Source organism: Rhabdaerophilum calidifontis (assembly GCF_008641065.1).
Lineage (GTDB): Bacteria > Pseudomonadota > Alphaproteobacteria > Rhizobiales > Beijerinckiaceae > Rhabdaerophilum > Rhabdaerophilum calidifontis.
Map to the genome: position 1 here is coordinate 953,610 of NZ_VTRS01000001.1, position 17,703 is coordinate 971,312.

The 17,703-nt window shown below is 67.8% G+C and carries 15 protein-coding genes; 10 read left to right on the forward strand and 5 right to left on the reverse strand.

Annotated features, from left to right (window positions below; all coding sequences use genetic code 11):
* Positions 1–15: 15 nt before the first annotated feature.
* From FWJ24_RS04585 to pstS, 3 genes are all read right to left on the reverse strand, one after another.
* Positions 16–999 (reverse strand): DUF808 domain-containing protein, encoded by a 984-nt coding sequence (locus FWJ24_RS04585; protein WP_150286563.1) that lies wholly within the window; start codon positions 997–999, stop codon positions 16–18.
* Between the two features lie 116 nt (positions 1,000–1,115).
* The gene (locus FWJ24_RS04590; RefSeq protein ID WP_150286564.1) at positions 1,116–2,846 is read right to left on the reverse strand and encodes a Na/Pi cotransporter family protein; all 1,731 of its coding nucleotides are present in this window, start codon (positions 2,844–2,846) and stop codon (positions 1,116–1,118) included.
* 84 nt (positions 2,847–2,930) lie between these two features.
* On the reverse strand, positions 2,931–4,064 hold the full coding sequence (pstS, locus tag FWJ24_RS04595; RefSeq protein ID WP_150286565.1) for a phosphate ABC transporter substrate-binding protein PstS: 1,134 nt from the start codon (positions 4,062–4,064) through the stop codon (positions 2,931–2,933).
* 384 nt (positions 4,065–4,448) lie between these two features.
* Between pstS and FWJ24_RS04600 the strand changes: the two genes are divergently transcribed.
* From FWJ24_RS04600 to FWJ24_RS04610, 3 genes are read left to right on the forward strand one after another with little or no spacing between them, the layout of a single operon-like run.
* Positions 4,449–5,474: an extracellular solute-binding protein gene (locus tag FWJ24_RS04600; RefSeq protein ID WP_166443588.1), complete on the forward strand. Its 1,026-nt coding sequence runs from the start codon at positions 4,449–4,451 to the stop codon at positions 5,472–5,474.
* Positions 5,474–6,610, forward strand: coding sequence for an ABC transporter ATP-binding protein (locus FWJ24_RS04605; RefSeq protein WP_150286568.1), 1,137 nt, complete (start codon positions 5,474–5,476; stop codon positions 6,608–6,610). Before FWJ24_RS04600 ends, FWJ24_RS04605 begins: the two co-directional genes overlap by 1 nt.
* A gap of 4 nt (positions 6,611–6,614) precedes the next feature.
* Positions 6,615–8,315 carry a putative 2-aminoethylphosphonate ABC transporter permease subunit gene (locus FWJ24_RS04610; protein ID WP_150286570.1) on the forward strand — a complete coding sequence of 567 codons (1,701 nt, stop codon included), beginning with the start codon at positions 6,615–6,617 and terminating at the stop codon, positions 8,313–8,315.
* Here the strand turns inward: FWJ24_RS04610 and FWJ24_RS04615 are convergent.
* Positions 8,260–8,688 (reverse strand): winged helix-turn-helix transcriptional regulator, encoded by a 429-nt coding sequence (locus FWJ24_RS04615; RefSeq protein WP_150286571.1) that lies wholly within the window; start codon positions 8,686–8,688, stop codon positions 8,260–8,262. The two genes, FWJ24_RS04610 and FWJ24_RS04615, sit on opposite strands and share 56 nt — an antisense overlap.
* Positions 8,689–8,820: 132 nt before the next feature.
* On the opposite strand from FWJ24_RS04615, the gene gstA reads away from it, so the two are divergent.
* Both gstA and FWJ24_RS04625 read left to right on the forward strand, forming a co-directional pair.
* Entirely contained in the window at positions 8,821–9,426 is a 606-nt protein-coding gene (gene gstA, locus FWJ24_RS04620; RefSeq protein ID WP_150286572.1) for a glutathione transferase GstA, read from the forward strand.
* Between the two features lies 1 nt (position 9,427).
* A complete protein-coding gene (locus FWJ24_RS04625; RefSeq protein ID WP_150286573.1) occupies positions 9,428–9,811 on the forward strand; it encodes a nuclear transport factor 2 family protein in 384 nt (127 codons plus the stop codon).
* Between the two features lie 55 nt (positions 9,812–9,866).
* On the opposite strand, the gene FWJ24_RS04630 is transcribed toward FWJ24_RS04625, so the two are convergent.
* Positions 9,867–10,763, reverse strand: a complete 897-nt coding sequence (locus FWJ24_RS04630) for a LysR substrate-binding domain-containing protein (protein WP_150286574.1) — start codon at positions 10,761–10,763, stop codon at positions 9,867–9,869.
* A gap of 250 nt (positions 10,764–11,013) precedes the next feature.
* Here FWJ24_RS04630 and FWJ24_RS04635 point away from each other — a divergent pair, with 250 nt between their 5' ends.
* The 5 genes from FWJ24_RS04635 (at position 11,014) to FWJ24_RS04655 (ending at position 17,697) form a co-directional block, all read left to right on the forward strand.
* Positions 11,014–12,111, forward strand: a complete 1,098-nt coding sequence (locus FWJ24_RS04635) for an efflux RND transporter periplasmic adaptor subunit (RefSeq protein WP_150286575.1) — start codon at positions 11,014–11,016, stop codon at positions 12,109–12,111.
* Between the two features lie 11 nt (positions 12,112–12,122).
* Positions 12,123–13,187: an efflux RND transporter periplasmic adaptor subunit gene (locus tag FWJ24_RS04640; RefSeq protein ID WP_246155506.1), complete on the forward strand. Its 1,065-nt coding sequence runs from the start codon at positions 12,123–12,125 to the stop codon at positions 13,185–13,187.
* A complete protein-coding gene (locus FWJ24_RS04645; RefSeq protein WP_150286577.1) occupies positions 13,184–16,243 on the forward strand; it encodes an efflux RND transporter permease subunit in 3,060 nt (1,019 codons plus the stop codon). The genes FWJ24_RS04640 and FWJ24_RS04645 overlap by 4 nt, the downstream gene beginning before the upstream one ends.
* A gap of 139 nt (positions 16,244–16,382) precedes the next feature.
* Positions 16,383–17,075 carry a TetR/AcrR family transcriptional regulator gene (locus FWJ24_RS04650; protein WP_150286578.1) on the forward strand — a complete coding sequence of 231 codons (693 nt, stop codon included), beginning with the start codon at positions 16,383–16,385 and terminating at the stop codon, positions 17,073–17,075.
* 127 nt (positions 17,076–17,202) lie between these two features.
* Positions 17,203–17,697 (forward strand): hypothetical protein, encoded by a 495-nt coding sequence (locus FWJ24_RS04655; protein WP_150286579.1) that lies wholly within the window; start codon positions 17,203–17,205, stop codon positions 17,695–17,697.
* The last annotated feature ends 6 nt before the right edge of the window (positions 17,698–17,703 follow it).

The following is a 17,703-nucleotide window of genomic DNA, read 5'->3' on the forward strand; positions in this document are numbered from 1 at the left end:
ACGCGGCGTCCCGCTTCAGGCGAAACGGGCGCGCAGCCGCCGCCAGAGCGGAGCGACGGCATGGCTTGTCAGCGGGATCGTCAGGAAGCCGAGCGCGAGGCCGCATAGCCCGGCACCGAGCGCCTCGCCGAACCAGCGCGCGAACCCGGCCGCGAAGGGCAGGGCATCGGCGGCGATCCCGCCGAGCGCGTGCAGCAGATGCGCCGGCGCGGCGAGGCCGAACTGTTCGAGCCCATGGACGACGATGCCGCCGCCGACCCAGATCATTGCCGCCGTGCCGACGAATCCGAGCAGCGCGAGAAAGGGCGGCATGCCGACGACAAGCGTCCGGCCGAGTGCCCGCAGCGGCGGGCCGAACGGCGCTCCGGCGCGCAGCCGCGCCAGCCAGAGGCCGAAATCATCCGCCTTCACGATCAGCGCCACCGCGCCATAGACCGCGGCGGTGATGCCGATGCCGACGGCGGCGAGCACCGCGGCCTGCATGGCCAGGGGCCTTCCCTCGACCGAGGCGAGGGTGATCGCCATGATCTCGGCGGAGAGGATGAAATCGGTCCGGATGGCGGATGCGACCTTGGCGTCCTCGAAGCTGCGCGCGCGGGGATCGATGGGGTCGATCTCCGCTTCATGCGCCTCGGCGGCGTGGGGGGCGATGAGACCGAAGATCTTCTCCGCCCCCTCATAGGCGAGGTAGACCCCTCCGGCCATCAGCAGCGGGGTCACCGCCGCCGGAAGCAGCGCGCTCAACAGCAGCGCCGCCGGCAGCAGGATCAGGATCTTGTTGCGCAGCGAGCCGAGCGCGATCCGGGCGATGGTGGGCACCTCGCGCGCGGCGGCGAACCCGGTCACGTAGCGCGGTGTCACGGCGGCGTCGTCGATCACCACGCCGGCCGCCTTGCCGCCTGCCTGCACCGCCTGGGCGGCGACATCGTCAAGCGAGGCGGCCGCGGCCTTGGCAAGCGCGGCGACGTCATCCAGCAGGGCGATCAGCCCGACACTCATGCCTTCCTCCCAGGGCTGGCGTCCATGGCGGCCGTTCGCGGCGCGCAATGCCGACATCCTGACACGGAACAGGCCGCGCATCACGCGCGACCGCGCCGGTCGGGCGGCGAGAACCGTTACTGGGCGGGAACCGGCTGCATGCCGTCGGCGGGTTCCTGCCCCTCGGCCGGCGCAGCGGCGCGCACCCGCGCGAGGATCCCCGCGCGGTTGACCGATTTGCGCTCGGCGTCGATGCGGCGGATAAGCAGTTCCGCGCGCTCGATTGAGCCGAGCAGAGCGAGGATCGCGCCGCGCTCGCTGGCGCCGGCATTGGGACCGAGCGCCAGGGTGCGGGCACGCAATTCCTCGACATCGGGGAAGGAGACATGCATCGCCGGCATGTCCGGCGCCTTGAGGCCGTAATCGGGCAGGATGTCGCGCAGCGCGTATTCGAGCTTGTCTAGCGCGGCGGAGACGATCGCCTGCGGTTCGGCGCTGAACTTTTCGCGCCGCACGCGGCGGGCAACCTGGTGCAGCGTCTCCGCCAGCGCGTTGGTGAAATCCTCTTCCTCGATCAGGCTCGCCACGAGGTCGAGTTGCTCATAGGGCAGGTCGCGCGCGAGGAGATTGGCGGTATAGGCGCGGATGTCGCGGCTCAGCACGTCGGTTGCGGCATAATGCTCGCCGGGATCGGCCGGGGCCCGCTTGTTGCCGCGGGCGATTTCGAGGAAGAGCGCGCCGGCGGCGAGATGGCGCTGGGTCTCCTGCTGGATTGCCGGAACCGCCCGGGCGAAATCATCGGCATGGGCCTTGTCGAGGAATTTCGGGGCCGAGAAATCCTCGATCTCGTCCGCCTCGCTATGGCCGACCCGGCTCAATACCCGCTCGAACACGCCGACGAAGGGGAAGAGCAGCAGGGTGTTGAAGATGTTGAAGAAGGTCGAGTAGAGGCCCACCGCCACCGGCACGAGCGGGAAGGTCTCCTTGCCGTTGACGAGGACGGCCGCGCCGGGATCGCCGCCGAACCAGGTCGTCATCACCCAGCCGAGCACGTTGATCGAGACGAAGAAGAGCGGGATCGTGACGAAAATACCGATGATGTTGAAGCTGATATGCGCATAGGCGGCGCGTTTGGCGTTCTTCGAGAGGTTCCACGAGGCCATCCAGGAGGTGATCGTGGTGCCGAGATCGGCGCCGAGCGAGAAGGCGACGGCGGTCTTCCAGTCGAGGATCCCGGCCATGCCGAGGCCCATGACGATGCCGATCGTCGCCGAGGAGGAATGGATCATCGCGGTGATGAAGGCCGCGATGCCGACGCAGGAGAGCAGGGCGAGGTAATTGTCCGCCCGGAGCGAGCGCATCAGCTCCATCACCTCGGGCATGTTGCGCAAGGGGCGGAGGCCGCCGGTCATCAGGTTGAGGCCGTAGAAGATCAGCGCGAACCCCATGCAGGCGAGCGCGATGTTGCGCACCTTCTCGCTCTTGGCGAACACGTAGACGAGCGCGAAGATGCCGGAGAAGATCAGCCCCAGGGGCCCCAGCGGCAGCGCGATCAGGCCGTTGCCGAGCGTCGTGCCGATATTGGCGCCCATGATCACCGAGATCGCCGGGCGCAGCGCCACGACGCCGGCATTGACGAGCCCGACGACCATCACCGTCATCGCGGTCGAGGATTGGATCACGCCGGTGATCAGCGTGCCCGCGAGCACGCCCTTGATCGGTGTTCCTGCCGCCTTGGCGAGGAACTCGCGCATCTTGTTGACCGAGAGCGCCTGAATCCCGTTCGACATGAATTCGAGGCCGAGCATGAAGATGCCGAGCCCGCCGATCACCGGCACCAGGATGTCCTTGAAGATGTCGATATTCATGATCACGCCCCCCGGCCGCGCCCTCCTGGCGGCGGCATTTCACGTCCCGCGCAGGTCACGCCCTGCACGGTTGATGTTCGGCATTCACCCCCGCGCGCCGAGATGGCGGGCCCAATAGGCCCGGACATCCCGGACGAGCGCCGGTGGCAGCGGCACGTAGCCGAGCCGCTCGGCATCGCCGGCGCCGCTCTCGAGGGCAAGGTCGAACAGATCCGTCACCCGGCCGACCCGGCCGCGGCCGCGCCCGGCCACCGGCACCACCGCGAAGGTCGCGCCGGCGATGGGATAGGCCGCCTCGCCGGGCCGGTTGGTCATGTCGGTGAAGAAATCGCGATCCGCCGGCCAGCCTGCGGCTTCCGCCGCCGCGATCACCCCGGCCGCTTCCGGGGCCACGAAGCGCCCCGCGCCGTTGAGGATGGCGGCCGAGGCCAGCCCCGCACGGCGCGCCTGGCCGAATTCGAGATAGCCGATCGCGCCCCGGGTTGCCGCCACGGCCCGCGCGATGCCCTGCGAGCCGGGAACGGCGCGGCCGAGCGGCCAGGCGACGAGCTGGTCGGCGCCGTATTTCGCCTGCCATTCCGCGCTCACGGCCGAGAGATATTGCGTGAGCGTGAAGGTGGTGCCGGAGCCGTCACGGCGATGTATGATCTCGATGCGCTGTTCCGGCAGCGCGAGGCCGGGATTGAGCGCGCGGATCGCCGGGTCGGCCCAGCTCTGGATCCGGCCGAGATAGATCTCGGCGAGAACCGGGCCCGAAAGCTTCAGCGCGCCGGGCGCAACGCCATCGAGATTGACGGCGATCGCCACCGCGCCGAGCACGATCGGGAACTGGCGCTGGCCGGCGCGGGCCAGGGCCTCGGGCGGCAGCGGCGCGTCGGTCGCGGCAAAGTCGAGTTCAGGCTGGCCGAGCCGCATCACGCCGCCGAGCGAGCCGACCGCCTCGTAATCCACCGTCCAGTCGGGCGAAGCGAAATCGCCGCCATCGGCCCGAGCGGCCTGGTAGCGCTTGGCCCATTGCGCGATGACCGGCGCCGCGAAGGTGGAGCCCGCTCCCTGGATCGGCTGCGCGGAGGCGGCCGGGGCGGCAAGCAGCGCTGCGAGGCAGGCAAACGCGCCCGCGATCCGGGGCAGAAGCCCGCGATGGCCTGCGATGCGCGGCGCAGGGGAGAGTGGCGCAGGGGAGAGCGGGCGGTTTCGGCCGGTCTGCGGGAGAAACATCGGCGGGCCTCCGGAGGCGATGGATGCGAAAAGGCGAACAAGCCTCCGGCAGCGGATGGCTTCTCCCAGAAATTTTCAATCTATTGCCTAGAATTTCCGGGCAACGTTCTCGTGACAGCCGTGTCACGGATCGCGGACAATGTGCCGAAAACGCGAATACTAGAGCGCATTCCGGTCGCAGATCTTGGCGCAAACCTATCCGGGCGGGCCAAGGCGATCCTGACGGACGAGTGCCGATCTCGCGATCTTGCTGCGCCCCGAGGGCCCGCGCCGCGTTCCGCAGGCCGGACTGAGCCGCCGCCCTGGCGATGCGTCACGCGGCTGTCACCTTGGAGGGCTAGCCGGAACCGATGCATCCGATGGGGCGGATGCGGGGAGGGCACCATGTTCCGGACATTCATCGCGGCCGCCGTGGCGGGGATCGCCAGCTTCGCGCCGATCGCGGCCGATGCACAGCAGCGCACGCTGACCGTCTATTCCTCGCTCGACGAGGACCAGGCCAAGGCGCTCATCAAGGGGTTCGAGGCCAAGCACCCGCAGGTGAAGGTCAACGCGATCCTCGGCTCGACGGCGCCGATCATCGCGCGCGTCATCGCCGAGGCGGCGGCGCCGCAGGCGGACATCATCATGGGCAACGCGGTCTCGGCGCTGATGGCGGCGGATGCTCGCGGGCTCCTGCTCGCCTACAAGCCGGCGCAATACGACAAGGTGAGCCCGGTGATGCGCGACGGCCGCGCCGAGCCGGTCTGGCTCGGGATCGATGCCTGGGCGTCCTCGATCTGCTTCAACACGGTCGAGGCCGCGAAGAAGAACATCCCGGCGCCGAAGAGCTGGGCCGATCTCGCGAACCCCGTCTACAAGGGGCATATCACCATGCCGAGCCCGCTCTCGTCGGGCACCGCGCTGCTCGCCGTCAATGGCTGGTTGACGATCTTCGGCGAGAAGGGCGGCTGGGACTTCATGGACAAGCTGCACGAGAATGTCTCGAAATACGGCCATTCCGGCTCGGCGCCGTGCCGTCAGGCCGCTGCCGGCGAGACGATCATCGGCATTTCCTACGCGACGCCGGGCGTGAAGGCGATCAACGAGGGCGCGCCGATCCAGATCATCCTGCCCTCCGAGGGGCTGGGCTGGGAAATCGAGGCGGCCGCGATCGTCAAGGGCGCCAAGAACCTCGCCGATGCCAAGCTGATGGCGGACTGGATCTCCTCGCGCGAGGCGGCGGAGATCTCGGCGAAATACCTGCCGATCTCGGCCTATGACGACATCCAGGTGCTGCCGAAGAACTACCCGGCCGACGAGAAGGCGAAGCTGCTCAAGATGGATTTCGCCAAGCTCGCGGCCAGCCGCGAGGCGGTGATGGCCGAATGGCAGAAGCGCTACGGCACCAAGGTGCCGCCGAAGAGCTGATGGCTGTCGCCGGTCCGCTTCATGTCGTCAGGCCGGCCGATGCGCCGGAGGAGGGAGGCCGGCCGGCCCCCTCTTTCCTCGTCACCGAGGGGCTGACCAAGCGCTTCGGCGCCACGATCGTCGTCCGCGACGTCTCGATCGCGATCGGCACGGGGGAATTCGTCTGCATTCTCGGCCCCTCCGGCTGTGGAAAGACGACGCTGCTGCGGCTGATCGCCGGGTTCGAGCAGGCCGATGCCGGCGCGATCCGCCAGGCGGGGCGGGATATCACGGCCCTGCCGCCCGAGGCGCGCGATTTCGGGATCGTCTTCCAGTCCTACGCGCTGTTCCCGAACCGTGATGTTGCCGGCAACATCGCCTTCGGCCTCGAATCGACAGGGATCGACCGCGCCGCCCGCGCGCGGCGGGTTGCGGAGCTTCTGGCGCTGGTGGGGCTCGCGCCGCATGCCGGCAAATATCCGAGCCAGCTTTCCGGTGGCCAGCAGCAGCGCGTGGCGCTTGCCCGCGCGCTCGCGCTCTCGCCGGGGCTGCTGCTGCTCGACGAGCCGCTTTCGGCGCTCGATGCCAATGTCCGCGCGGCGCTGCGCGACGAGTTGCGCGCCTTGCAGCGGCGGCTCGGCGTCACCGCGGTCATGGTTACGCATGACCAGCAGGAGGCGCTGTCGATCGCCGACCGGCTGATCGTGATGCGCGCCGGGGCGATCGAGCAGGTCGGGACGCCGATGGCGCTCTATCAGCAGCCGGCCAATCTCTTCGTCGCGCGGTTTCTCGGCGATATGAACGCGTTGCCGGTAGAGGCCGGCCAGGGCGCGGAGATCCGCGCCGCGGGCACGGCCTTCCGACTCGGCGCGCCGGTTGATGCGGTGCCGCCCCGCGCCATGCTCTGCTTCCGCCCGGCGGCGGTGAGCCTCGGCGCGGAGATGCGCGGCGCGGCGAATGCCGTGCCCGCGCGCGTGGTTTCGGCCGGGTTCCGCGGCGATGTGATCCGGGTGCTGCTGGCTCCCGAGGCCGCACCGGAGCTGCGGATCGAGGCGGAGATCCCCAGCCTGCGGCCCGTGCCGGTGCCGGAGCCGGGCGAGCGCGTGGTCGCGGGGGTTCAGCCCGCGCATCTTCTGCTGCTCGAAGGCGAAGGCTGAGCCGATGTCCGGCGCGACCGTCGCCGCTGGCCCGACCCGTGTTCCGTTCATTTCCGGCCGCGGGACGCGAATCCTCCTGCCGCTGCTGCTGGTGGCGGTGTTGTCGGCGGCGGCGATCCTCCCGATCGCGGCGCTGCTGGTCCGGGCCTTTCTCGATCGCGACGGGCGCTTCGTCGGACTCGCGAATTTCGTCCGCTACGCCACGGAACCCGGCCTCGCGGTGGCGGCGTGGAACTCGCTGACGCTCTCGGCTTTGGCGACGCTGCTGACGATCGGGCTCGCCTATCCCTTTGCCTACGCGATTACCCGGACGCGGATGCCGGGGCGCGGCATGTTCCGCCTCATCGCGCTGCTGCCGCTGCTCGCGCCATCGCTGCTGCCGGCTTTCGGGCTCGTCTATCTGTTCGGCAACCAGGGCTGGCTGCGCGGCTGGCTGATGGGCGAGAGCCTCTACGGGCCGGTCGGCATCGTGCTCGCGAGCGTGTTCTACGCCTTCCCCCATGCCGTGCTGATCCTCTCGGCCGGGCTCGCGGCCGGCGACCAGCGCATCTACGAGGCGGCGCGGGCGCTGCGCGCGGGGCCGTGGCGCCGCTTCGTCACCGTGACGCTGCCGTCGAGCCGCTACGCGCTGATCAGCGCCGCCTCGATCGTCTACGTGCTCGTCTTCACCGATTTCGGGATTCCGAGCGTGGTCGGCGGGTCCACCAACGTGCTTGCGACCGACATCTACAAGCTCGTGATCGGGCGGTTCGATTTCGAGATGGGGGCGGTGGTCGGGGTGCTGCTGCTGGCGCCGGCCGTGGCGGCCTATCTCGTCGATTGGCTGGCGCGGCGCAGCCAGCGGGCGATGATTTCCGGGCGCTCGGTGCCGATCGCGCCGGAGCGGATGCCCGGGCGCGATCTTGCGCTCTTCGGCTTCTGCCTGCTCGTGGCTGCGGCGGTCATCGGCATCATCGGCATGGCGGTCTATGGCTCGCTGGTGCGGTTCTGGCCCTATAATCTCAATCTCGGCCTGCACAATTACGCGCGGCTTCTCGAGGATGACGACGAATTCCGCGCCATCGGCAATTCGCTGGCGCTGGCGGCGGGCACCGCTGCACTCGGCACGCTGCTCGCGATGCTCTCCGGCTGGATCGTCGCGCGGCGGATCGGTCCTGCCGCGCTCGTGCAGGGGCTCCAGGGGCTCGCCATGGTGCCGGTGGCGGTGCCGGGGCTCGTGCTCGGCCTCGGCTACGTGTTCTTCTTCAATGACCCCGCCAATCCGCTGCACGCGCTCCAGGGCACGCTGGCCATTCTCGTGCTGTGCACGGTCGCGCATTTCTACACCGTGCCGCATCTGATGGCGGTGGGCGAGCTGCTGCGGCTCGACCGCGAGATCGACATGGCCGCGCAGGCTCTCCGCGCCGGGCCGGCGAGCGCCGGGCGGCGCATCTTCCTGCCGGTCCTGGCGCCGACGCTCGTCGATATCGCCGGATATTTCTTCGTCAACGCGATGACGACCGTCTCGGCGCTGATCTTCCTCTTCACCGCCCAGACGCGGGTCGCGGCGATCGCCGTGATCAATCTCGTCGAGGGCAGCCGGATCGGGCAGGCGGCAGCCTTCGCGACCTTGATCATGGCGCTCTCGATCGGCGCGGCGCTCATCCAGATCAGCCTGCGGGCGGCGATTCTCCGCGCCCAGCGCTGGCGGCGTCGCGAGGGCTGAGCGGCTCGCTCCCGCCTGTCTCGCCCGCGTTTTCCTCCCGGCGCGCCTTGAGGCGAAAGCCCATCTCGACGATGGCCCGGATGACCGGCAGGAATTCCCGGCCCATCGCGCTCAGCGCGTATTCCACGGATGGCGGCGAACTCGGCACGACATTCCGGGTGACGATGCCGAGCGCCTCCAGCTCGCGCAGTCGCCGGGTGAGCATCTTCGCCGAGACGCGTGGAATATCCGAACGCAGCTCGGAGAAGCGGCGCGGCCCGTCGGCCAGATACCAGATGACATGCGAGGTCCAGGCCCCGCCGAGGAATGCCATGCATTCCGACAGCGGGCAGGGGGGGCTCGCCACGCGATTCTTGCGGCGTTTCAAGGCCATGCTTCCGCTCCGGCCGACATTGCCCGGTTACCGTGTGGATACCGCATTATGGAAGTTGCCTCAAGCTCCTTGGTTACTTTCGGTTATCGAGATGCTAGGCGGAGGCATCCAACCCAGCCCCAGGAGGTTTCCGTGAAACTCTACTACAAGCCCGGCGCGTGCTCGATGGCTTCGCATATCGTTCTCAACGAGATCGGCGACGCGTTCGAGATCGAGGCGGTGGATACCGCCACCAAGCGCACGGCGGGCGGAATCGATTACCGGCAGATCAATCCCAAGGGCAAGGTCCCGGCGCTCTCGGTTTCGGGCGAGGTGCTGACCGAGGGGCCGGCGATCCTGCAATTCCTCGCCGTTCGCGGCGGCCGCGAGGATCTCGCTCCGCGTCCCGGCGCGCTGGCCGGTGCCCGCGTCGCCGAGATGCTGAACTTCATCGCCACCGAACTTCACACCGCCTTCGGCCCGCTTTTCAACCGCGCGACCGACGAATCCGGCAAGGCCACGGCGCGCGATTCGATCGCCACCAAGCTCGACTGGCTGGAACAGCGGCTGGCCGATGGCCGCACGTTCCTGACCGGTGGCGATTTCACCATCGCCGATGCCTATGCCTTCGTGGTGGCGAACTGGGCCAATTTCACGGGGATCGATCTCGCCCGCTGGCCGCATCTCGCGGGCTTCATGAGCCGCGTCGCGGCACGCCCGGCGGTGCGGAAGACGCTTCAGGCCGAGGGGCTCGTCTGACATGGCCGATCGGCAGGCGCTCGGCGAGATCGTCACCGTGCTGGAGACCTATTTCGACGGTCTCCACCATTCCGATACCGGGCGGCTGGGGCGCGTCTTCCACCCCGCCGCGCATTACGTGACGGTGTCGGACGGCACCTTCCTCCACCGTGACATGAAAACCTATTTCGAGGTCGTGGAACACCGGCCTTCTCCCGCTTCGCGGGGGGAGGTGCGCGCAGACGAGATCGTTTCGATCGAGTTTGCCGGGCCGGTCACGGCGCGGGCGCTGGTCCGCTGTGCCATCGGGACGCGCCGCTTCATCGACCTGCTGACGCTGATCCGGCTCGACGGGCAATGGCGGATCATCTCGAAGGTGTTCCATTTCAGCGAAGGCGAGGGCTGACGCGCCCTGGCCTCCTCGCTCCGGCCGGTGTCGAGATGCCGGCCGGAGCAAGGGCTCACGACATGTCCGCACGGATCATCCGCAGGAAGTTGATCACGGCCGGGTCCTCGCAATCGTGGCGGAAGACGATTTCGGTGCCGATCTTGATGGAATTGTCGGAAAGCGGCCGGTAGACCACGTGCTCGCCGACGCTGATCGAGCTGACCGATGACGGCGCGATGGCCACGCCCAGCCCCGCGCCGACAAGGCTCACCAGGGAAAAGCCGCTGCGCACCTCATGCGCGACCCGGGGCACGAAGCCGAGCGTCAACTGTACCAGGGCGCGGTCCAGTTCGGGATCGGATCCCACATAGAGGATGAAGGATTCGCCCGCGAGCGCCTCGCGCGCAATCCGGCTGCGCCGGGCCAGGGGATGATCAGCCGGGAGCGCCACCCTGAGCGGCCATTCCATCAGGCGGATCGCATCGAGAGCCGGAGGCAATCGCCAGGCGGGATTGCCGATGAAACTCGCAAGGCAGCCGATCTGGATGCGGCCTTCCAGCAATTGGGCGATCTGGGTGCTGGGATGGAGCTCGTGCAGGCCGAGTTCGATATCGGGAACCTGCTGCCGATATTGCCGCAGGATTCTCGACAAAACGCCGGAATAGGAAACGTCGGCGGAATAGCCGATCTCGATGCGGCCGACCTCGCCACGCCCGGCCCGGCGGGCCATTGTCGCGGCATGTTGTGCCTGCTCCAGGGTTCGGCGAGCCTCCTTGAGGAACAGGCGCCCCGCTTCGGTCAAGGTCACCACCCGGTTGGTTCGCTTGAGGAGGAGGACGCCCAGCGTTTCCTCCAGGGCCTTGATCTGAATGCTGAGCGCCGGCTGCGCGATATGGAGTCGCTCGGCAGCCCGACCGAAATGGAGCTCCTCTGCCGTCGTGACAAAATACCGGAGCTGGCGCAGATCCATCGATGCCGTTCCCCGAACCTTCAGCCGACCCCGTGCCTTTGGTCACGCGGGCCTGCCGCCGCCCCGGGCCGGCGCAAGGCCGTTCCCGGCCGGGTCCGCAGGCTATCCTCGCGTCCGCCGACATGCAGGTCGAATATTGATATATTTTTTCAATCAAAAAATCAAAAACAATATATTAGAGAATATTTTCTGATCCGATTATCCCGTCCCCATGAGCTTTGACATCCGCTATCGGCGGAAGGGGCACGTGATGGAATATGGGCATCAGCGACAGAGACTGGCCTGCGGTGCGGCGTTTCTCGCCGCAACCGCGCTCACGGCGTGCCAGGAACAGGCGCGCACGCCCGAGAGCCCGCCCACCATGGTTGCGGTCGAGACGGTGGTGCTCGCCGATTACGCTCCGGTCATCCGGCTCACGGGCGAGATCCGCGCGCGGGTCGAGAGCGACCTGTCCTTCCGGGTGGCGGGCCGGATCAGCGAGCGGCTCGCCAATGTCGGCGACCGTGTTTCAGCCGAGGACGTGCTGGCCCGTCTCGACCCCGAGCAGCAGCGGGCGAGCGTCACCGCCGCCGAGGCGACGGTGACATCCGCCGAGGCCGTGTTGCGCCAGGCGACGTCCAGTTACGCGCGGCAGAAAGCCCTGCTGGTGCGCGGCTTCACCACCCAGCGCGAGCATGACCAGGCGGAGGAAGCCTATCGCAGGGCGGAAGCCGCGCTCGCCGACGCGAAGGCACAACTCGGCACTGCCCGCGATCATCTGGCCGATACCGTGCTCAGGGCCGGCATCTCCGGCGTCATCACCGCGCGCAACGCGGAGATGGCGCAGGTTGTCCAGGCGGCGCAGACCGTGTTCACGATCGCCGAGGATGGCCCCCGCGATGCCGTCTTCAACGTCGACGAGACCATCTTCACAAAGGAACTCGCCAACCCTGCCATCGCGCTGACGCTTGTCTCCGACCCGTCCGTGACGGCGACGGGGAGCGTGCGGCAGATCGCGCCGACGATCGACAGGGGCACCGGCACCGTCCGGGTCAAGGTCGGTATCGACAAGGCCCCGGCTGCGATGCCGCTCGGTGCCGCCGTCATCGGCACCGGCCGGCTCGCGTCGCGTCGGCGCATCGCGATCCCGTGGAGTGCATTGTCGGGCGCAAACGGCCGGCCGGGCGTATGGGTCGTCGATCCCCGGACGAAGGCCGTATCGCTGCAACCGATCGTCGTCGAGGCCTACGAGACCGGAACCGTCTTCGTGCGCGAAGGCATCCGGCCCGGGGACATGGTCGTCACCGCCGGAGCGCAATTCCTGCGCCCCCGGCAGGTTGTCGCACTCGCCGGGGAGGCCGCGCGATGAGATCCGCCCTGATGCCGTTGACCGCCGTCGGCGTCGTCGCCCTGCTTGCCGCCTGCGACGAAGCGCAGCATTCTGCGCCCCCGACGCTTCGGCCTGTCCTGTCGGTGGTCGTCCATCCGCAGATGGCGCGCCTGCCGAGTTTTGCCGGAACCGTGGAACCGCGCTACACTTCCGAGCTCGGGTTCCGGGTGATGGGACGGGTCGCCGGGCGCGATGTCGGTGTCGGCGATGTCGTCAGGAAGGGGCAGCGCTTGGCGCGGCTCGATCCGCTCACCTACGCGCTGGCCGTGCGCTCGGCGCAGGCCGATCTTGCCAGCGCGACCGCCCGACTGGACAATGCCGTGGCGACCGAAACGCGCCAGCGCGTGCTGCTCGCGCAGGACATTGCCAACCAGGCACAATTCGATGCCGCGAGGCAGGGGCTGGATTCGGCGCAGGCCGGCGTCATCCGCGCCCGGGCCAACCTCGAAAAGGCCGAGGAACAGCTCGGCTATACCGTGCTGGCCGCCGATTTCGACGGTGTGATCACCGCGGTCGCGGCGGAGCCCGGACAGGTGGTGCAGCCGGGCCAGACGGTCATGATTCTGGCCCGGCCGGACATCCGCGAGGCGGTGGTCGACCTGCCCGAAAGCATCGGGCGCGACCTCGCGGCGGACGCCCGTTTCGATATCGCCCTGCAGGTCGCGCCGAGCGTGCGGGCGACCGGATCGGTGCGCGAGATCGCGCCACAGGCCGACCCCGCCACCCGCACGCGCCGCGTGCGGATCGCGCTCGACAACCCGCCGGCAGCGTTCCGGCTCGGCACGACCATCACCGCGACGCCCGCGGCCGGAGCCGCTCAGGACATCGTCCTGCCGGCAACGGCCCTGCTGGAGCGGGAGGGGCAGACGATGGTTTGGGTCGTCGATCCGGCCACCGCGACGGTCTCGACCCGGAACGTGACGGTCGCGGCGCGCGATGGCGGCTCGGTCCGGATCCTCGACGGGCTTGCCGCCGGCACGCGTGTCGTCACCGCCGGGGTCAACAGCCTGATTCCCGGTCAGGCCATCAAGATCGCAGACGGGCCCCTTCCATGACACACCGCTTCAACCTTTCGGACTGGGCGCTCGAGCACCGCTCGCTCGTCTGGTATTTCATGATCGTCTCGGCGCTTGCTGGTATTCTCGCCTATGCGAGCCTCGGGCGCGAGGAGGATCCGTCCTTCACCATCAAGACCATGGTGATCGCCGCGCAATGGCCGGGCGCCACGGTTGGAGACACGGCGCTCCAGGTTACGGACCGCATCGAGAAGAAGCTCGAGGAACTCGATTCGCTCGATTACACCCGCAGCCAGACCACGCCGGGCCAGAGCGTCATCTATGTCAACCTGAAGGACTCGGTCAGAAGCCGCGATGTGCCCAGCATCTGGATGAAGGTCCGCAACATGGTCTCCGATGTCCGGCGGGAGCTTCCCCAGGGCGTCGTCGGACCGATCTTCAACGACGATTTCGGCGATGTCTACGGCAATGTCTACGCCTTTACCGCCGATGGGCTGACGCAGCGGCAATTGCGCGATTATGTCGAGGATGTGCGCGCCAAGGTGCTCACCGTGCCGAATGTCGGCAAGGTCAACCTGATCGGCGCCCAGGACGAGGTGATCTTTCTCGAATTTTCGACGCGTGCGATGGCCGCGCTCGGCATCAGCCAGCAGGACGTGCTGCGCACGCTGCAGGCCCAGAACGCGATCACGCCCTCGGGGGTCATCGAAGCAGGCCGCGAGCGCATCAGCGTGCGTGTGAGCGGCCAGTTCACTTCGGAAGAGGATCTGCGCGGCCTCAACCTGCGCGTCAACGACCGCTTCTTCCGCCTGAGCGACATCGCCGCCATCACGCGCGGCTATCTCGATCCGCCGCAATCCCTGTTCCGGTTCAAGGGCGAACCCGCCATCGGTCTCGCCATCGGCATGAAGTCCGGCGCCAACCTGCTCGAATTCGGCAGGGCGCTGGAAGAGCAGATGCGCAAGATCACCGCGGAGCTTCCCATCGGTGTCGGCGTGCATCTCGTCGCCGACCAGCCGGTCGTGGTCAAGGAAGCGGTGGGCAGCTTCACCAAGGCGTTGTTCGAAGCCGTCGCGATCGTTCTGGTCGTCAGCTTCATCAGCCTCGGCATGCGGGCCGGGCTGGTGGTCGCGCTGTCGATCCCGCTCGTGCTCGCCATGACCTTCGTGTTCATGCAATATACGGGCATCTCGTTGCAGCGCATCTCGCTCGGCGCCCTCATCATCGCCCTCGGGCTTCTGGTCGATGACGCGATGATCGCCGTCGAGATGATGGTGGCACGGCTCGAGGCGGGCGACACGCTGCGCAAGGCGGCGACCGCCGTCTACACATCCACCGCCTTCCCGATGCTCACCGGCACGCTTGTCACCGTGGCGAGCTTCATTCCGGTCGGCCTCAACAGCTCGAATGCGGGCGAGTTCACCTTCACGCTGTTCGTGGTGATCGCGGTTTCGCTAATCCTGTCCTGGATCGTGGCGGTGCTGTTCGCGCCCCTCATCGGCGTGGCGTTGCTGCCGAAGACGATGACGTCGCACCACGACAAACCGAGCCGCCTCCAGGCCGGCTTCTCGCGCATCCTCAATGTCGCGATGCGCCGGCGCTGGCTGACGATCGGGGTGACGATCGCCATGTTCGCCGCCTCCTTCTACGGCATGCGCTTCGTCGAGCAGCAATTCTTCCCCTCGTCGGACCGGAAGGAGCTTCTCGTGGATTTCACGCTGCCGCAGAACGCCTCGATCGCCGATACCAAGGCGCAGATGGATCGCTTCGAGGCCAAGCTCGCCGGCGATCCCGACATCGATCACTGGTCGTCCTATGTCGGCCGCGGCGCAGTTCGTTTCATCCTGTCCTTCGACCCGCAGCCGTCGAACCCCTATTACGGCCAGATGGTCATCGTGGCCAAGGATATCGCGGCGCGGGAGCGCGTGCGGGCCAGGATCAACACCTGGATCCGGGAGGACTTCGTCGGTCTCGATGTCTATATCGATCTCCTGGCCCTCGGGCCGCCGGCCGGGCGGCCGGTGCAATACCGGCTCGGCGGACCCGATGTCCAGAAGGTGCGCGACCTTGCGCAGCAATTGGCGGCCGTCATCGACGAGCATCCCCGCGTCACCGGGATCGGCTTCAACTGGAACGAACCCGCCCGCGTGGTGAAGGTCGATGTCCTGCAGGACAAGGCGCGCGAGCTCGGCGTCAGCTCGCAGGATATCGCCGGCGCGCTCAACGGGGTCGTGGGCGGCACGAGCATCACCCAGGTGCGCGACTCGATCTATCTCGTCGACATGGTGAGCCGGGCCGGCGCCGCCGAGCGCGGTTCCATCGAGACATTGCAGAATCTCCAGCTTCCGGGCCGGAACGGCCAGTCCGTGCCGCTCGCGGCGGTCGTCACCTTCCGTTACGAGTTGGAGCCGCCGGTGATCTGGCGCCGCAATCGCATGCCGACGATCACCGTCCGGGGCAGCATCGTCGATGCGACGCAGCCGGCGACGATCGTCCAGCAGCTCGCGCCGAAGGTGGAGGCATTCGCCCGCACGCTTCCGGCCGGCTATCATGTCGCCGTGGCCGGCCCGGTCGAGGAGAGCGCCAAGTCCCAGGGGCCGATCGCGGCCGTCGTGCCGCTCATGCTGTTCATCATGGCGACGATCCTGATGAGCCAGATGCAGAGCTTCTCGCGCCTGTTCCTGGTCGTGGCGGTGGCTCCGCTTGGGCTGATCGGCGTGGTCGCGGCCATGCTGCCGAGCGGCGCGCCCCTCGGCTTCGTCGCGATCCTCGGCGTGCTGGCGCTCGTCGGCATCCTGATCCGCAACTCGGTCATCCTGATCATGCAGATCGAGGATCTCCGGCGGGACGGCGTCGAGGCATGGGAGGCGGTCGTTGATGCTACCATGCATCGCACCCGGCCGATCCTGCTGACGGCCGCCGCGGCCAGCCTCGCGCTGATCCCGATCTCGCACGAGGTATTCTGGGGTCCCATGGCCTACGCGATGATGGGCGGCATCATCGTCGGCACGCTGCTGACCCTGCTGTTCCTGCCGGCGCTTTACGTGGCTTGGTTCCGCATCAAGGCTCCTGCGGCCGCTGTGCCGCCAGCCTAGCCCCCGATTGCCCGGAGCCCAAGCCGGAGGCCGCCCCACATCCGGCCCTCATGGTTCCGAGCAACGCCCCGGCCGCAACAAGCCCCCGATTGCGGCCGGGGCACCCCATCCCGCCTGCAACTGCAAGAGGTCATTTCCGATGCCCGGCCATGTTCCGCGTCGTGACGGCAAAAGCCCGCAGGATCTCAGGAGCGCGCTCACCAGGCAGCGGATTCTGGATGCGGCACGGCAGGTCTTTCTCCTCAACGGCCTGGCCGGCACCACGAGCGAGCAGATCGCGGACCTGGCCGGGGTTTCGAGCGGCACGCTCCAGCGGCATTTCGGTGGCAAGGAGACCCTATTCACAACGTTGGTTCTCCTGGAGGCGGAGAGGATCGCGCGGGTTCTGCCATCCATTGATCTGGATGAGTCCGAACCGGTCGCGCGCCTGCGGCAGATCGGGAGCGTCGTGCTCGAAACCCTGGATAGCCCGGCGACCGCCGCCGCCGTGCGTCTCATCATCGGCGCCCTCGGCCGGCTCCCGCGGCTCGGAGAGGAATTCCTGCGCAAAAGCCTGGGGCCGACCACGGCTCAGATCGCGGCCTGTCTCGATGCCTGCGCGGATTCCGTCGACCTGCGGGGCGGGAACAGCCGTGCCGCAGCGGAAGATTTCGCACGCCGGTGTTTCGGGCATGTGGCCGAGCGTGTCTTCGTGCCCGGACAACCCCTGCCGAGAGAAGCCGATTACGCGGCTGCGGCCGAGCGCATCCTGCAGCAATGCGGCGTCGGATGGCGGCGCAGCGCACCGGGCGGCCGTGCCGCCCTCATGGTTCCGGAAGGAAAGCAAGCATGATGACGAATCTTCTGTCGCTCCTCATCACCCTCTTGATCGCGGGCTGCACGGCCTATCTCGCGCTCTTTCACTAACGGGCCGATCGTCCGCGCGCGGGAGCGCGGCAGCCAGACCCCAGAGAATCATCATGAATTTCAATCCGCAATGGATCACCCTGGTCGTCGCCTGCACAGCGATGATCGCCTCGATCGCCGGCCCATATGTCAATACGCGGATCGCCAAGTTCCAATTCAGGGCGAACGTGCTGTCGGTCAACCGCCAGAAATGGATCGAGACGATGCGCGATCTCGTGGCGAGCCTCAACTCGCAATTCCTGGCTGCGGCGGCGATCCGGGAGACGCTGGACGGGCCGACCGGGACCATCATCGCCCGTGATCCCGAATTGTTCAATCGCGTAGAGAGCCTGCTGCGGACCGTGTCCAAGATCGAGCTGATGCTCAATCCGCTGGAGCGGGACCACCGTGAACTCAACGCGTTGATGAAGGAGGGGATCGATCATCTGCGCGCGCCGCCGCCTGGGCATACGATCGAGGCGCAGATCGAGGAGATCAGCAACGGCATCACGCATCTCTCGCAGGAGATCCTCAAGCGGGAATGGATCCGCGTCAAACGCGGCGAATGAAACCGG

Excerpts from the sequence above, each read along its gene's own strand:
- FWJ24_RS04585 (WP_150286563.1), bottom strand. The coding sequence starts at position 999 with ATGAGTGTCGGGCTGATCGCCCTGCTGGATGACGTCGCCGCGCTTGCC.
- FWJ24_RS04590 (WP_150286564.1), bottom strand. The coding sequence starts at position 2,846 with ATGAATATCGACATCTTCAAGGACATCCTGGTGCCGGTGATCGGCGGG.
- pstS (WP_150286565.1), bottom strand. The coding sequence starts at position 4,064 with ATGTTTCTCCCGCAGACCGGCCGAAACCGCCCGCTCTCCCCTGCGCCA.
- FWJ24_RS04600 (WP_166443588.1), top strand. The coding sequence starts at position 4,449 with ATGTTCCGGACATTCATCGCGGCCGCCGTGGCGGGGATCGCCAGCTTC.
- FWJ24_RS04605 (WP_150286568.1), top strand. The coding sequence starts at position 5,474 with ATGGCTGTCGCCGGTCCGCTTCATGTCGTCAGGCCGGCCGATGCGCCG.
- FWJ24_RS04610 (WP_150286570.1), top strand. The coding sequence starts at position 6,615 with ATGTCCGGCGCGACCGTCGCCGCTGGCCCGACCCGTGTTCCGTTCATT.
- FWJ24_RS04615 (WP_150286571.1), bottom strand. The coding sequence starts at position 8,688 with ATGGCCTTGAAACGCCGCAAGAATCGCGTGGCGAGCCCCCCCTGCCCG.
- FWJ24_RS04625 (WP_150286573.1), top strand. The coding sequence starts at position 9,428 with ATGGCCGATCGGCAGGCGCTCGGCGAGATCGTCACCGTGCTGGAGACC.
- FWJ24_RS04630 (WP_150286574.1), bottom strand. The coding sequence starts at position 10,763 with ATGGATCTGCGCCAGCTCCGGTATTTTGTCACGACGGCAGAGGAGCTC.
- FWJ24_RS04635 (WP_150286575.1), top strand. The coding sequence starts at position 11,014 with ATGGAATATGGGCATCAGCGACAGAGACTGGCCTGCGGTGCGGCGTTT.
- FWJ24_RS04640 (WP_246155506.1), top strand. The coding sequence starts at position 12,123 with ATGCCGTTGACCGCCGTCGGCGTCGTCGCCCTGCTTGCCGCCTGCGAC.
- FWJ24_RS04645 (WP_150286577.1), top strand. The coding sequence starts at position 13,184 with ATGACACACCGCTTCAACCTTTCGGACTGGGCGCTCGAGCACCGCTCG.
- FWJ24_RS04650 (WP_150286578.1), top strand. The coding sequence starts at position 16,383 with ATGCCCGGCCATGTTCCGCGTCGTGACGGCAAAAGCCCGCAGGATCTC.
- FWJ24_RS04655 (WP_150286579.1), top strand. The coding sequence starts at position 17,203 with ATGAATTTCAATCCGCAATGGATCACCCTGGTCGTCGCCTGCACAGCG.